We start from the raw sequence: 14,773 nt of genomic DNA on the forward strand, positions 1-14,773 counted from the left end.
TATGAGCGACATTATGTCCACCATTGTCGAAACTGAAGATCCGATTGCGCGCATGCGGCGCCTCCGCTCCCAGCAACGATCGACGGTAAGTACCACGATGACGCAGCTGCAGTCTGCGTATTTTGGTACTGAACGGGACAAATTGCTCGACGAAGAGATCAGCGCCCTAATTGACTCCTTCCTCGAATTTGAAGCAGCCGAAGGCAGCCGCCGTGTCGGGCGTCTTCGGGAAGGCCGCGCCCTTACGGTTACCGGAGCTTCGGGAGCGGGTAAATCGCGTGCGCTCGACCGCGTGTTCTTGAAGCGCGAGGAATTTACGGGGTACGGACGGGCGGAATCCGACTGCATGCTCGTATCGGTGACGGCGCCCTCGCCCTGCACGTTGCGTCTCCTGGGTGAAAGCATTCTCAAAGCTTTAGGATACCCGTTGACTCGAAAGCTTGATGAGAACGTCGCCTGGGATCTCGTTCACAAGACCCTAGAACTCAGAAGGGTTCGATTCCTCCATATCGACGAGCTTCAGCACGTCCTTCAATCGCGCAATTCCGTCGAGATCGGCAAGTTGCAGGACACGCTGAAGGGATTATTGCAGGACAAGAACTGGCCCGTTTGGCTAATCTTGTCTGGTCTGCCGAGTGTCGCAGCTTTCTTAGCCAAGGACATTCAAGTCCGTCGTCGCACCAGACATGTTGTGTTCCGATCACTGAAATTCCCGGATGATATTCCGATGGTGCGTCGGCTCATCGCCTTCTACGCGAAGGACAAAGGGGGCCGCGAGTGCGCGATCGCACAGGACAATGATTTTATCGGACGCCTTATCCACGCGGCCAACGGTAGTTTCGGTGTAGTGATCGAACTCATTCAAGACGCTGTCGGAAATGCCCTTCGCTTAGGTGATCCCAATATGTTGACCGAGCATTTTGCCGCGGCTTATGCGGCGCGAACCGGCTGCATTCGGGAAAACAACGTCTTCGTCGTCGCTGAGGACTGGGACCTCATCGATACCTCCGGGCTCGATGACATCGAAGAGCCTCCGCCTGAAGGCGATTCCGGGGAAAAGCCCAAGAAGAAGACTAGAAATTCCAAGAAAGCGTAACGGAGTATCGCGTGAACTATATTCATTCCAAGATTTCGGCGACTCTTCGTGATGGCGAGTCACCTATGAGCTTCAGCTCGCGAGCCGGTCAACTCTTGGGCCGAACCGCCCGTGATTTCTGCCTCGACATGGGCTTCTCGTTCCAAGCACTAGTTGACGGCGACCGAGGCGCCCTCGGAAGAATTGCAGCTTGTTGCCGAGTCGACCTGAGGCGGCTTTCGGATGCTGCGATTGTCAAAGTCGGAGACCGTCGCTACCGGATTCGCCAGCAGGAGGTCGTGCGGGACAGCCTGGCAAGGTCTTCCATGCGCGTCTGTCCTGTCTGCCTTCACGAAGACCTCGAGTTTTTGGATGGTCCGAGAGACGTACGCCCCTTTGGGCGCACTCTCTGGCAGATTGGATCGATCAGAACCTGCCCTCGACACAATGCCGCCCTCGTTCAAGTTGTCGAAGACGATAATCCGCACCGCGTGCATGATTTCGCTCTTCTCATTAAGCCGTCGCTTGATGCGCTGCCTGAACTCATTCGCGCATCGAAAGAGCGCCCCCTCTCCGGATTGGAAACTTATCTCTGCGAGCGCCTTCTCCATCCGGAGCAATTGCAGCCCCGCTGGCTAAATCGGCTGCCATTCTATGCGGCTGCAAGAGCGTGCGAAATGCTCGGGGCTGTAGCTTCCCGTGGAATCCGCTTCTACGCCAACTCTCTGACGGAAGACGATTGGCACGCTTGCGGCGGTCGCGGTTACGAAATTGCCGGGAGTGGCGAGGACGGCATTCGTTCGTTGCTCTCGGATCTTCAGGACTCGTTTCGAGCGACCAAACACGACTGGGGACCACGGTCGATCTTTGGTCGCCTCTACGAATGGTTGGCGCATGAAAATTCGGATGAGGCGTATGATCCTCTTCGCAGCCTCATCACCAGGCATGTGACCGACACCATGCCGGTCGGCCCTGGAGACGAGATCTTTGGGAAGCCGGTCGAATTTCGCACGCTGCATTCGCTGCACTCTGCATCGCTGGAGTTTGGCGCGCATCCCAAACGGCTTCGGAAGCTTCTGCTCGCCGCCGACGTCATCAAAGCGGATTGCTTGGATCGATCGGACGACAGGATCCTCTTTGAAGCCGAGAGTGCCCAGCCGTTTCTCGAGCGCATTGAGGGTGCGATGTCGCTCAAAGAGGCAGGCAAATACATCAATGCCCCTCGACCTCATGAACGGCTGCTCTTCGAGGCGGGCTTCATCCAGCCGTTCATCAAGGGTGGAACCGACCGGTTGAAGAACCATGCGTTCGCCAAGCAGGACCTGGACGCATTTCTCGCCCGTCTGCTCGATGGATCGCTCGAGAGAGACCAGGGCGGTCGCTTGCTTCCGATTCCTGACGCAGCCAGGCGCGCCAACTGTGCGGCAATGGAGATCGTAAGGCTGCTCTTGGACGGATCCCTCGAAAGTGTCGCGCGACGGCCAGACGTATCCGGATATCTTTCGGTTCTGGTGGATCCGGTTGAGGTTGGCGGGCACGTCCGCGGTCCTGAACTGCACGGCTTGACGCTGCGAAGCGTGGAAAAACTTCTGCGTACGTCCTCAGCAACCGTGAAGGCCCTGATTAAGGGCAACCATTTGCCCTCTGGAGAAATGCTCAACCCGGTGAACCGCTGTCCTCAAACATACGTCCGCGAGGACGCCCTCAAGGATTTTATGGAAAGGTTCGCATCTATCGACGTCCTCGCCAGAGAGCTCGGGACCAGAGGACACCTCCTCCGTCCGCGACTTGACGCGATGACGATCGACCCGGCATTTGTGCTCTCCGATGTCAATGTTCCCTTCTACGACCGGCGAACACTTCCAAGGACCTTGAGCGAGACGAACGCCTCTCACACCTAGACGCCGCAGTCTCACCAACTCACACTCCATTCATCAAAAAGCCCCTCGCTCACCGGAAATCGGAAGCGAGGGGCTTTTTGATTCCGGCGACACCTTCACGTTGCTCATCACTTTCCGTCCGACAACGAATGAGCCATCGCCTGGAAGACCGATCATGCATAGTTTGCCGCAGCTGAGGCGTTCTATGAGTAGCTAAACTGCGGCATTCCAATGCGAGCATTTGGCTTGCGCTGCGGCACTTCCGAGAATTCGGCTGAGCATTTTCAATTACTTACGAAGTGCGCTGCGGCATCCTTTGGCTACCTCAACACGTCGACGCATGACATGAGAGTCGAATTTCTGCCCAATCGGAAGTGAACTTTCGCAAGTCACGGAGGCGGCACCTAGTGCCGTCTCCGTCAACTAAAGCCGAACAAAGCATGAATCACCGATAAGCTTACTGCCTCTGACGCTCCCGACGTCGATCCAAGAGAAGGCTTGCTGATGCATCTGGTTAGAGCCCGCGTTCAAAATTATCGCAGCATCCGCGACACAGGCTTCTTCGAGGTCGAGCCCGGCAAGACCATAATGGTCGGCCCAAACGAGGCTGGGAAGTCAGCGGTCCTGCAGGCCTTGCAGCAGATCAATCCGCCCGGAGGCGTCAGAAAATTTGAGGTGCTTAGGGACTACCCTCGCGCCCTCTACAACGACATCACGACGAAGAAGGTCGATCCTGCAACAGTTATAGTCGCGACAGCTGCCTTCGCCTTGGACGAGGAAGACGAGGCACTGATCGAGCAGGAGTTCAGAGGCAAACAATACGTCTGCTATCGGTACATCGATAATAGCTGGAACCACTCGTTTGCCGACATCGCAATCCCGACCTTCGGCTGCTTGCGGAAGGATTTGGCACGCCTAGCCGCCCATATCGACGAACGTGCTCCAGCGACACCGGAAGGGTCCACGCCGAAGGAGACAGCGACCGCCGCAGTCGCGCGGATGACAACGGCATGGCACGACAGCACAGTCCTATATTCCAAGACCGCCGAGCAACTTCGGGAATGGCTCGATAAGGCCATTACCCTGATCGACGAGGATGACCAGAAGGAAGAGGAGCGCCTTGACCGTCTGCGTGCCGCAGCAGGTTATCATGGCCGCTACTCGGCAGCGCTCGCGACGATCAGGAAGCGGTTGCCGGTCTTAGTCTTGTTTAGCAACTACTTCCGCGTCAGGCCTGTCATCCACTTGGCCCATCTGGCGCAGCGCCTAGCTACGGGCGTACTCGACGACGAACAGTACGACTACGGCAACAGCTGTCTGCTCAGCCTGCTCGGCTTCACGGCGCAAGAACTGTCAGATCTGGGGCGGGCGACAGAGCCGAATGCATCTAACCCGCAGGAACTGAAGGATTACCGCGACCAGCTCGATAAGCGCAGTTACCAGTTGAATGCAGCCAGCGTCCGGTTGACGAACGAGATTAGACGAGTTTGGAATCCTAACCCGGAGCGCGCAGAGGCCGACCGGCTGAGAGTCGTTGCAGACGGCCAGTATCTCAAGGTCGTGGTGGAAGACGACCTCGGCGTCGAGATCGAACTCGACCAGAGGTCGGAAGGCTTTCAGTGGCTGGTGTCCTTCTTCGTCGTGTTCTTCGCCGAGGCAGCAGACAAGCATGAGAATGCGATTCTTCTGCTGGACGAGCCAGGGCTGAGCCTTCACGCCCTCAAGCAGCGGGACTTCAGGGACACGGTCTCCAGGCTCGCGGAGGGCAACCAGACGATCTATTCCACCCATTCGCCGTTCCTGGTCGGGCCGGACGAGCTCGACCTAGTCCGAGTGGTGGAGATGAACGACAGGAAGGTCGGCACGAAAGTTCATACGACTGTAACCTCGACCGATCCCGCGGCGCTTCTTCCGCTCCAGGAAGCATTGGGATACGACCTCGCCCAAAGCCTGTTCGCGAACCAGCGCAACCTGATCTTGGAGGGGCTGACTGACTTCTGGTATGTGGAGGCTACGGCTGCGCTTCTGGCCGACGCTGGCGTCGTGCGGCTTAACGACAAGATCGCTCTGGTCCCCGCCAACACCGCCAGCAAGGTCATCTACTTCGCCACAATCCTGCACGCCAATGGGCTGAAGGTCGCGGCATTGCTCGACTCAGACGCCGCCGGCGACCAGGCCGCTAAGCAGGAAATCCTCGTTCACACGTTGGGCAACAAGGGCATTCTCCGGACCAAAGATCACCTGATCGGCGCTGTTCCCAAGGCCGAAATCGAGGACCTGCTCCGGCAGACGCTGGTCCGAGTGGCGAAGGAGGCCTGTGGCTGGGACATCGCGAAGGAGGCCGCGGCGCAACCCGACAGGCCACTCGTCGATATCCTCGACAAGGTCTCGGGGTTCTCCAAATACAAATTGGCGAAAGCATACGTCCGCTGGACGCGAGACCATTTGGCATCCGATCTGACTGAGGACGAGCGGAAGCAGTGGAAGAAGCTGATCGACGCGATCAACAGCGCACTGAAGTAAGTCGCTCGACGATGGAACGTCCGCTCTCCACACATCGTAAGCGAGCGTAGCCCGGATGCAGCGAAGCGAAATCCGGGGTCTTGAGCTGATCGAGACGCCGCACCCGGATTGCGCTGCGCTTCATCCGGGCTACTGATCATCACTCCGCCGCCGCCCTCTGCGCCTGCGGCCTGACGAACGCCACCACCGCGTCGGCGGCCTCAGCAAGCGTAGCCCGGATGGAGCGAAGCTTGATCCGGGACCTTGGGGGTGCCGAGGGCTCCCCCGGATTGCGCTTCGCTCCATCCGGGCTACGGGACTATTCATGAACGAGCGTGGAGCCGTAGGACAGATTAGTGCAGCGTAATCCGCTTAGTGCATCGTAATCCGCCGCTCACCGCGCGGCAGCGCAGTACGCTTCGCTCTTGCGCCCTATGAATTGTGAGAGTCGCTGCATGCGAAGATTCCTCGACTCCGTGTCTCGCCGGTCCGTCGTGCTGCTGGGCGCCTTGTGCCTGATCGTGGCGATCGTGCTCGTGGCGGTCCAGCTCCGCAATTGGGGCTTCATCAGCTCCACGCACTATCTTGCCTGGGCGGCATTCGCGATGAATCTCGGCGTGTCTGCCCTTGGCCTGCTGACGCCGGAACGCCTCTGGTGGATTGCGAATGCGATCCTGAGCGCTCTCGCGATGCCTCTGATCGGAGCCTCGACGGTTCCCACCGCGATCGTCACACTCGTCCAGTTGTTCTGGAACTGATCTCCGCAGAAGGCGCAGCCCATCGGGTGGATGAGCGCAGCCCCATCCGCCGATCGACCTCGACGGCGCCATCCGCTTCGCGATTGCGCCGGACAGCCATCCACCCGTGAACCATCTCCCCCACCCGCGCGTCTCACCATGAGCTTTGCTCGCGCCGGTGCGGCAGGGTTCGGCCGGACGCTGTCGCGCCGGCGCCCGCTCTATGGTTGCGGAACGACCGGCGCCTATCGGGAGATCTTCCATGCGTCTCGCTTTTGCCGGCACGCTGGTGCTGGCCGTCTCGTTGTCCTCGGCGGCGTCGGCGGCCGAGGTCCGGTGGATATCGACCAAGGCACCGCTCGAACTGCTCGGCATGCCCGCCGGTGAGGAAGAGGCTGACGATGTGCTGCGCCTGACCTGCCTGAAGGGCGGCGCGGTGCAGGTCGGGCTGGGCGGCTACAAGAGCCTCGGCAAGGGCAAAGGCGAGCCGCTGAGCGTTACCCTTGCCAGCGCCAACGCTTCGGTGACGTTGAAGGGCAAGTCCACGCTCAGCAAGAATTCCGAGATGACGGGGGCTTACGAACTGCGCGCCGATCTGGCGGCCGGCGAGGTTGCGGCCCTCACCAGCGTGCTCACGGACGGCACCGCGATCCGCGTGTCGGGGGCGATGAAGGACACCTGGTCGGCCAAAGGCCTGAAAGCCGTCGCGCAGGGATTCATCGCGGGCTGCGCCAGGAACTAGCCAGCACGCCTAGCCGGGATGAAGCAAGCGTCGTCCGCAAGAGCGCGGCGACATGCGCCGTTCGGCCGGGCTAAAATGTCCCGCATCTCGCCGCACTCATGCGGCACCTTGCCGGATGCTTCCCCCGACGCGGGCCGATTTGAAGGACACTGCCGATGACCGAGACCACGACTGCCGACGGCCCCCGGCCGCTCGCCGAGATCGCGAGCTATCATGCGCACATCTACTACGACCCGGCGGCGACGCGGCCCGTGGCGGAGCGGCTGGTCGGGTGGATCGGCGAGCGGTTTGCGGTGCAGGTCGGGCGCTGGCACGACGTCCGGGTCGGGCCGCATGACGGCGCGATGATCCAGATCGCGTTTGCGACCGAGGTGTTCGCCAGTCTGGTGCCGTGGCTGATGCTCAATCACGGCGGGCTGAGTATTCTGGTTCATCCCAATACGACGAACCCGCGGCGGGACCATACGGCCGATCCGTTCTGGATCGGCCCCGCGCTTGCGATCCATGACGACAAGCTGCCGACCGAGGCGACGGCCGAGTCCGCGCCGCTGGTGAACACCACACCACATCTGTCGCCGTAGGCGTAAGCATAGCCCGGGTGAGCGCAGCGATACCCGGGGTCTTCGCGCTGCGGAGAGGCTGCTCCCGGATGTCGCTGCGCTCATCCGGGCTACGCGACTACGCGACGGGTCGCTACGGGACGGCGCGCCTACGCGCCGCGATGCACCGTCCGGTCGCGCCCCTCCGCCTTCGCCCGATACAGCCGGCTGTCCGCCATCTTGTACAGCGCGGTCCAGTCGCCGGCCTCGCGGAGCGTCGCGACGCCGAAGCTTGCCGTCACCAGCCTGTCGCCCAGATCGGGAATGCGGCCCTGCGCGATGGTCTTGCGCAGCCGCTCGGCGCAGTCGGTGGCGTCGGTCAGCGAGGCGTCCGGCAGGAACACCGCGAACTCCTCGCCGCCGAGACGGCCGACGAGATCGTGTTTGCGCGCGGTGCGGCGCAGGATCGCGCCGATCTGCTTCAGCACGACATCGCCGACGTCGTGACCGAAACTGTCGTTGATCGATTTGAAATGATCGACGTCGCACAGGATCAGCGCCGCCCCTTCGGGCGCGCGACGCATCGGCGCCGCGATCTCGGCCTCGAAGCCGCGGCGGTTGAGCAATCCCGTCAGATGATCGAGATCCCGTTCGCGGCGCAGATCGTCCATCACGTCCGACACCGCCGCCGCCAGGATGGCCATCGCCAAGGCAGCGCCGAGCACGGCGATCGACAGCTGCAGCGTCTGCCAGAACACCGAGTCGGCAAAGCCGAGTGGACCACCTGACGGAGCCGACACGCCGACCGTGAACACAGTGCGGGGAAAGAAGTGCAGCCCGAACAGCAGCAGCGTCCAGAACAGGATGCGATCGACCAGCCGGCCGCTGCGCAGGCGCGACAGTCTCAGCGCGGCGACGCACAGCAGCAGCCCGTAGCCGAAGTTCTGCACATAGATGCGCGCCAGCAGGCTGCGATCGACATAGAAGAAGTAATACAGCGCCAGCGAGAACGCGGCGAAGATCGCGACGTCGATCCACACGCCGAACGCCCTGCCCGACCGGATCAGCACGCCTTCGACCGCCGCGATGACGGCGCAGGTGTAGAGCGCGCCCGACACCATCGCATTCAAACCGGTGTCGCGCGGCACGTACAGGATCTGGCTCGAGGCGCCGAGCGCGAACAGCGCACACGCCGCGGCCAGCACGCCGAGATACGGCCGCCGGTCGTAGCTCCACGCCGCCAGAAACGCCAAGCCGAACACGCCGATGATGCCTGGCCCGATCAGGGACAGCGTGACTCTGACAACCGAACCCTGCATCTCGAACGTCGCGACCCCACCCATTGAAGCCCGCGTGTTGTGCCGCGATCCCCTGTCTAAATCCACACCACGCACGGCGCAATTTTAGCAAAGTGCCGGTCCTCGGTGGGTCAGGGCACGCCGCGCCGTGCCCGCGTCCGGCGTCCCGGCGCGGAGTCCTTGCGCGACGGCGCGCCGCGCTTCGCCCAGCCGACGAAGCAAAGACGCGGATCGCCCTGCTTGACAATAGTCCTATTGTGATTATAGTCCGCACCGTCCTGTCCGTGAGGGGCGCTTTCGCGAGGCGTCGGTCAGCGGGACAGATCGGCGGGCCGGGTCACCGGTCCGGAACGATGGTTCGAGGACGCCGGCCCTGTGCCGGGGGAGTCGAATGGACGCGGCGTCCTGCGCGTTGCGGTTCGCACCCGCACGTCCGGGAGGCGTCGGGGACCCGTCCGGGCCTACTACGAGGCTCTGCGACTTGTTAGTTCGCTGGACGTGGGCAGGCGAAGGCGGCGTAATCCGCCGGATCAGTGGGGTTTCATTACCCTTGCCTGCTCCCGGAAGCACGGGCCCGACAGCCTAAAACCGCCGCGGTGGGCGCGCCGGAAGGCGTTGCGCGATGGTCCGCAAAGCCATCGCGAACCTCACCACCTTTGCGCCGACGGCGCGCCCCCGCCCCTCGCTGCGAAGCGACGGGTGCACAACTCGGGCTCCTTGGAGCCGCGAGACCGATCGCGCGTGGCTGTCCGATCCTTGAAGGACGTCGCGCAGCGGCGCGATCAGTTCGGCGGATGGCGACGCCCGAGCGCGGTGATACTCGGCTCATTTGATACGCGGCTCTGCAAGCGACGCCGTGCCAGCGCACGCACGATGAATAGGAACGTCGCGCAGCGCAGGCGGTTGAGCCCGCACGCGCCGAGCCCCTTTCACAGAAAGTTTGCCATGTATCACCACGTCAAAAAGCTGATGTTCACCGTCCGCGTCGACGAACCCGACGTCCGCTTCGGCAACATGCTGCTCGAGCAATTCGGCGGCGCCAATGGCGAGTTGGCGGCCGCGATGCAGTATTCGATTCAGGGGCTCAATTGCGAAGATCCGGATCGCAAGGACCTGCTGATGGATATCGGCACCGAGGAGCTCAGCCATCTCGAAGTCGTCGGCTGCCTGGCGCGGATGCATCTAAAGCCGTCGAAATTCGACCGACAGGCTGCCGAGGCCGATCCGTTGATCGCCATCGCCGGCGGCGGCGGCGTCAATCTGTTCAACTCGCAGGGCAATCCCTGGACCGCGGACTATCTGAAGATTACCGGCGAACTCGACGTCGATCTGCGCAGCAACATTGCCGCAGAGGCGCGCGCCAAGATCGTCTACGAGCGGCTGATCAATTTCTGCGACGATGCCGGCACCAAGGACGCGCTGCAATTCTTGATGACGCGCGAAATCACCCACATGAAGGCGTTCGCCGCGGCGCTCGAAAGCATGAAGAAGCCGGCGTTCTCGATCGGTGCGATCGCGCCGACGCCGGGGCTGGTCGATCAGTACTTCAACGACTCCACCGGCAGCGGCGACGAAGGCGAGATCGATACGCGCGGCCCGTGGAACGAGGGCGGCGACTGGGAATACGTGTCCTCGCCCGCGCTGCAGCAGCCCGTCGGTGACGACGCCGCGACGCCGATCAAGGCCGAAAGTGCGCCCCCGCCGGGCGACGAGGAGATGAACGACCTGCTGGTCGACGAGCTGCGCGACATCCTTCACGCCGAGAAGCAACTGCTGAAGGCGCTGCCCAAGATGACGAAGGCCGCGCGCTTCGATCGGCTGCGCGACTTGTTCGAGCTGCATCTGCAGGAGACCGAGCAACAGGTCGAGCGTCTCACCGAATGCCTGTCGCTGCTCGGCGCGCCGGCGCGCGCCAAGCCGTGCAAGGGCATGATGGGTCTGGTCGAGGAAGGCCAGGAGGTGATGGCGGAAGGCGAAGCCAAGTCCGATGCCGCCGCCGATCTCGGCCTGATCGGGGCCGCGCAGCGGGTCGAGCACTACGAGATCTCCGCCTACACCACGGCCAAAAACCTCGCGCAGCAGCTTCGGCATTCTGCGATCGTCGCGCTTCTCTCCGCGTCGCTGGCCGAAGAGCAGAACGCCGACCAGCTGCTCAATCAGGTCGCCCGCACCCTGATGTCGGTCGCCAAAATGCCGGCCGCGATCGAGCAGAGCGAGGTCGACGAAGAAGCCTGAGACCGAGCGGAAGCCGGCGCCCCGCGCGCCGGCTTCGTAGCTTCGTAGCCCGCGTGAGCGCAGCGATACGCGGGACCCCACGCCTCAGAATTCCCGCATGTCGCTTCGCTCATGCGGGCTACGGGCTGCAACCATCAACGAGTCGCGCCGCGAATTCGTTCGAATTGTCACATCGCCAACGAGGATCTTGTAAAGCTCCGACTTGTAAGCTCTCGCTCAACAGCACAGCTATCAAATGATAGGTGTATGGTGCAGCGAGGGAGTGATCGATTTGATGGACGCCGCGAAAACCCTCTCCAGCTGCAGTCTCGCTCTGGCGCTGGCTTGTCTGGCCCAGCCCGCCCTCGCCCAGCGCTACGAAGCCCGCGAGGGTGGCACCTATCTGCGCTATCTCAACGACTCCGAAGCGGGCGAGCCGCGGGCGAAGCCGCCGACGCTGCTGATGAGTTTCGGCGGTGAGCCGGTGCGTGCGGTGATGGACACCGGATCGACCGGTATCGTGGTCGCGGCCTCCAGCATTCCCGACATCGACAGCCTGCGGCCGCTCGGGCCCGGCACGCTGACCTATTCGAGTTCCGGCCGGATCATGCGTGGCCGCTGGGTCGAAACCAGCGTCACCATCGCCGGCAGCAACGGCCAGAGCGTCACCACGAAGCCGATCGCCGTGCTCGCGGTCGAGCGGATCGACTGCGTGCCGCATCCGCGCAATTGCGAGCCGAGCGATGCGCCGCGCCACGTCGCCATGCTGGGCATCGGCTTCGCGCGCGAGGGCGACCATCAGAGCCAGAGCACGCCCGACAAGAATCCGTTTCTCAATCTGCCCGGCATGGGCAGCATGGCGGCGCCCGGCGCGCTGCGGCGCGGCTATGTGGTGACGCGCGCCGGCGTCCATGTCGGGCTGACCGAAGCCAACACCCGCGGCAACTATCACGTCGTGCAGTTGGGGCGGGCGGCGGACGGGCTCGATTGGGACCCATTGCCGGCCTGCATCGCGGTCGACGACGGCACACCGGCCTGCGGCACCGCGCTGATCGATACCGGCGTGTCGGTGATGTATCTGACGCTGCCGCCGGACCGCGAGGCAGACCGCACGCAGGAGGGCGACCGGGGCGGCAAGACGCTGGCGCCCGGCACGCGGCTGTCGATCCGCTTTGGCGACGCCGCAGCAGATCGCCCGCCGGGCTATGGCTTCGCTGCCGGCGACACCGCCAATGCGGCCGCGCCCGAGCGGATCGTGCTGGTCGGCGGCGCAAACCGCCCGACCTTCGTCAACACCAGCGTCCACGCCCTGAACGCCTTCGACTATTTGTTCGATGCCGATGCCGGCGTCGTCGGCTTCCGCATGATCGAGCGCTGACACCGCTCGCCGGGTCGGCAAAGGCGCGCAGCGCCGTGCTCCCATCCGGCGGCGCTCTCGAACCGTCGCGCGTTAGGCACGCTTCACTTGCGCACCCGACGAGACCGCTGCACCACGCCGCGTTGCGCTCCTCCCTGCCGCATGCGATCCTGCCCGGCATGACCGCAACCGGTGAGACCTCGTCATGACCACCGCGCTCGTGTTCGGCGCCACCGGCTTCATCGGCGCGCAGCTGCTGCGCGGGCTGCTCGACAGGCCCGACACGACGCGGGTGATCGCAGTCGTGCGGCGACCGCTGACGCTGAGCGATCCGAAGCTGACGGTGCTGATCGGCGATCGCGAGACCCTCCCCGCATTAGCCGCGCAGCTCGTCGCCGACGAGGTGTTCGTCGCGCTCGGCACCACGCGCAAGCAGACGCCCGACGAGGCGGCGTATTACCGGATCGACCACGACTATCCAGTCGAGGCGGCGCGCATCGCGCGCCACAACGGTGCACAGGCGGTGTTCCTGGTCTCAGCGGTGGGCGCCGACGCGGCGTCGCGTTCGTTCTATCTCCGCACCAAGGGCGAGACCGAGCGCGACGTCATCGCGTTGGGCTTTCCCCGCACCGCCATTTTCCGGCCGTCGATGCTGGTCGGCCAGCGCGCCGAGCACCGCCCGCTGGAGCGGCTGTTCATCGGCCTGTCACACCTGCTCAACCCGGTGCTGCTCGGCCCGGCCGATCGGTTTCGCGGCATCGACGGCGGCGACGTTGCGCGGGCGATGATCGCGGCGGCGCGCAGCGACGCGCCCGGCGTTCAGATCCTTCACTGGCGCGAGATGACGGCGCTGCTCGGCCGCTGACGTCGCGAATTGCCGCTCGCACCGAGCCGCTACGCCTTCAGCCGCTTCTTGTAAGCCACCGGGTCCATGTCGCGGATGTCGACACTGAGGCTGGTGATGTCCGGGCAGTGCTCGACCAGGGTCCGGCGCAGCGCGATGCTGAGCGCCTCCTTCTGCTCCGGCGTGCGGCCCGCCAGCATGAACACCACGAGATGGACGAAGCTGTCGCGCTGGCCGGCGACCAGATAGTCGTCGAAGCCGCGGGCGCGCACCTTGATGTCGGCTGCGTTCATCACCCCGGTCGCCGCGGCGGTGACGGCGATGTCCTCCATCAGGCGCGCGATGCGGTCCCGGCCGAGATGATCGGCCGAATAATCCATAATGAGATGCGGCATCGCCTCTGCTCCGTTTCACGCGCGTCGTTTGTTGCGGCCTTCTTTGGCGGTCACGCCGGCGCGGTCAAGGCCCGGCCAAGAAACAGGCGGCTCGCCATGTTGCCGCCACCTGGGCGATATAACGAACCGCGCGCCGCTGCGGGAGCGGCGCCGAAGACAGGGTGATCGTTGCAGTCATGCATCAGGTGATTTGTGTCGTCGTCCTGCTGGTGCTCTCGTTGACGCTCAACGCGCCGGTCGCGGCCAGAATGGCCGGTGACGGCAATTGGGGCGAAGGGCTCGGGATCCTGGTCGGTCCGGTGATGATTTTCTATATAGTGCATGCGCCGATCTATTACGCGGTCCGGCTGGTGCGCGGGCCGGCGCTGGCAAGCTTCGCGGGATCGAAGCTGAACTACTTGGCCGCCTTGATCGGCCTCACCGGCATCCTCGGCACGCTCGCGCAGCGCGTCCCGGCGACAGCCTAGCGCGCGCCTTACCCAACGCCGAGATCGTGGATCTCGGCCCGCATCTCACCGGCCGCGATCTCCAGCGTCGCCACGGTGATCGGCAGCTTGAAGCGGCGGCGGCCTGCGCTGCCGGGATTGATGAACAGCACACCGGCTGCCGTCTCGATCTTCGGCACGTGCGAATGGCCGCTGATCACGACGTCGATGCCCTCCGCCACAAGATCGATGGCGAGCGTCTTGCGGTCGTGCAGCACGTAAAGCGTCCGGCCGGCGACGCTCAACCGCTCGGTCTCGCGGTAGGCGCGCGCCCAGCCGCCGCGGTCGATATTGCCACGGATCGCCGTCACCGGCGCCAGCGTCCGCAGCGCCTCGATAATGCCCGGATCACCGATGTCGCCGGCATGCACAATGGCATCCACGCCGGTCAGGCGGCGCACCGCTTCCGGGCGCAGCAGCCCATGCGTATCCGAAATGAGGCCGATCACTGCCATTACAGCTCCACCAGTAGCGCGTCCGCACGCGCGGCGCGAGGCCGACGCGGCGCCTCTCGACGATATTCCCAAACAGACTCTGATCCGCATCGTCCTGTCCGTGAGGGGCGCTGTCGCGAGGCGTCGGTCAGCGCGACAGATCGGCGGACCGGGTCACCGGTCCGGCACGATGGCTCGAAGGAGCTGGCGCTCGTCAGCGATGGCGCATGCCCGCGAAGTAACAAATTTCAATCACAGCGACGTCGAGCGA

Annotated in this window: 13 protein-coding genes; 10 read left to right on the forward strand and 3 right to left on the reverse strand. The window is 63.6% G+C overall.

Annotated features, from left to right (window positions below; translation table 11 throughout):
* Position 1: 1 nt before the first annotated feature.
* From ACFFJ6_RS22435 to ACFFJ6_RS22460, 6 genes are all read left to right on the forward strand, one after another.
* Positions 2-1,096 (forward strand): ATP-binding protein, encoded by a 1,095-nt coding sequence (locus ACFFJ6_RS22435; protein WP_378391988.1) that lies wholly within the window; start codon positions 2-4, stop codon positions 1,094-1,096.
* Between the two features lie 11 nt (positions 1,097-1,107).
* Entirely contained in the window at positions 1,108-2,976 is a 1,869-nt protein-coding gene (locus ACFFJ6_RS22440) for a TniQ family protein (RefSeq protein ID WP_378391990.1), read from the forward strand.
* Between the two features lie 483 nt (positions 2,977-3,459).
* Positions 3,460-5,478 carry an AAA family ATPase gene (locus ACFFJ6_RS22445; protein WP_378392272.1) on the forward strand — a complete coding sequence of 673 codons (2,019 nt, stop codon included), beginning with the start codon at positions 3,460-3,462 and terminating at the stop codon, positions 5,476-5,478.
* Between the two features lie 473 nt (positions 5,479-5,951).
* The gene (locus ACFFJ6_RS22450) at positions 5,952-6,215 is read left to right on the forward strand and encodes a hypothetical protein (RefSeq protein WP_378391992.1); all 264 of its coding nucleotides are present in this window, start codon (positions 5,952-5,954) and stop codon (positions 6,213-6,215) included.
* 241 nt (positions 6,216-6,456) lie between these two features.
* Positions 6,457-6,936, forward strand: coding sequence for a hypothetical protein (locus ACFFJ6_RS22455; RefSeq protein WP_378391994.1), 480 nt, complete (start codon positions 6,457-6,459; stop codon positions 6,934-6,936).
* Between the two features lie 155 nt (positions 6,937-7,091).
* Positions 7,092-7,517, forward strand: coding sequence for a DOPA 4,5-dioxygenase family protein (locus ACFFJ6_RS22460; RefSeq protein WP_378391996.1), 426 nt, complete (start codon positions 7,092-7,094; stop codon positions 7,515-7,517).
* 128 nt (positions 7,518-7,645) lie between these two features.
* Here the strand turns inward: ACFFJ6_RS22460 and ACFFJ6_RS22465 are convergent, their stop codons facing one another.
* Positions 7,646-8,794, reverse strand: a complete 1,149-nt coding sequence (locus ACFFJ6_RS22465; protein ID WP_378391998.1) for a GGDEF domain-containing protein — start codon at positions 8,792-8,794, stop codon at positions 7,646-7,648.
* Between the two features lie 924 nt (positions 8,795-9,718).
* On the opposite strand from ACFFJ6_RS22465, the gene ACFFJ6_RS22470 reads away from it, so the two are divergent.
* From ACFFJ6_RS22470 to ACFFJ6_RS22480, 3 genes are all read left to right on the forward strand, one after another.
* A complete protein-coding gene (locus tag ACFFJ6_RS22470) occupies positions 9,719-11,008 on the forward strand; it encodes a DUF892 family protein (protein ID WP_378392000.1) in 1,290 nt (429 codons plus the stop codon).
* A 274-nt stretch (positions 11,009-11,282) separates the two neighbouring features.
* A complete protein-coding gene (locus ACFFJ6_RS22475) occupies positions 11,283-12,365 on the forward strand; it encodes a hypothetical protein (protein WP_378392002.1) in 1,083 nt (360 codons plus the stop codon).
* 184 nt (positions 12,366-12,549) lie between these two features.
* Positions 12,550-13,209, forward strand: a complete 660-nt coding sequence (locus ACFFJ6_RS22480; RefSeq protein ID WP_378392004.1) for an oxidoreductase — start codon at positions 12,550-12,552, stop codon at positions 13,207-13,209.
* Positions 13,210-13,238: 29 nt separating this feature from the next.
* Here the strand turns inward: ACFFJ6_RS22480 and ACFFJ6_RS22485 are convergent, their stop codons facing one another.
* The gene (locus ACFFJ6_RS22485; RefSeq protein WP_378392006.1) at positions 13,239-13,583 is read right to left on the reverse strand and encodes a 5-carboxymethyl-2-hydroxymuconate Delta-isomerase; all 345 of its coding nucleotides are present in this window, start codon (positions 13,581-13,583) and stop codon (positions 13,239-13,241) included.
* A gap of 161 nt (positions 13,584-13,744) precedes the next feature.
* Here ACFFJ6_RS22485 and ACFFJ6_RS22490 point away from each other — a divergent pair, with 161 nt between their 5' ends.
* On the forward strand, positions 13,745-14,050 hold the full coding sequence (locus tag ACFFJ6_RS22490; protein ID WP_378392008.1) for a hypothetical protein: 306 nt from the start codon (positions 13,745-13,747) through the stop codon (positions 14,048-14,050).
* A gap of 8 nt (positions 14,051-14,058) precedes the next feature.
* Here the strand turns inward: ACFFJ6_RS22490 and ACFFJ6_RS22495 are convergent, their stop codons facing one another.
* Positions 14,059-14,523 (reverse strand): metallophosphoesterase family protein, encoded by a 465-nt coding sequence (locus ACFFJ6_RS22495; protein WP_378392010.1) that lies wholly within the window; start codon positions 14,521-14,523, stop codon positions 14,059-14,061.
* Positions 14,524-14,773 lie beyond the last annotated feature (250 nt).

The sequence above is a fragment of the Rhodopseudomonas telluris genome (assembly GCF_042432815.1).
GTDB lineage: Bacteria > Pseudomonadota > Alphaproteobacteria > Rhizobiales > Xanthobacteraceae > Rhodopseudomonas > Rhodopseudomonas telluris.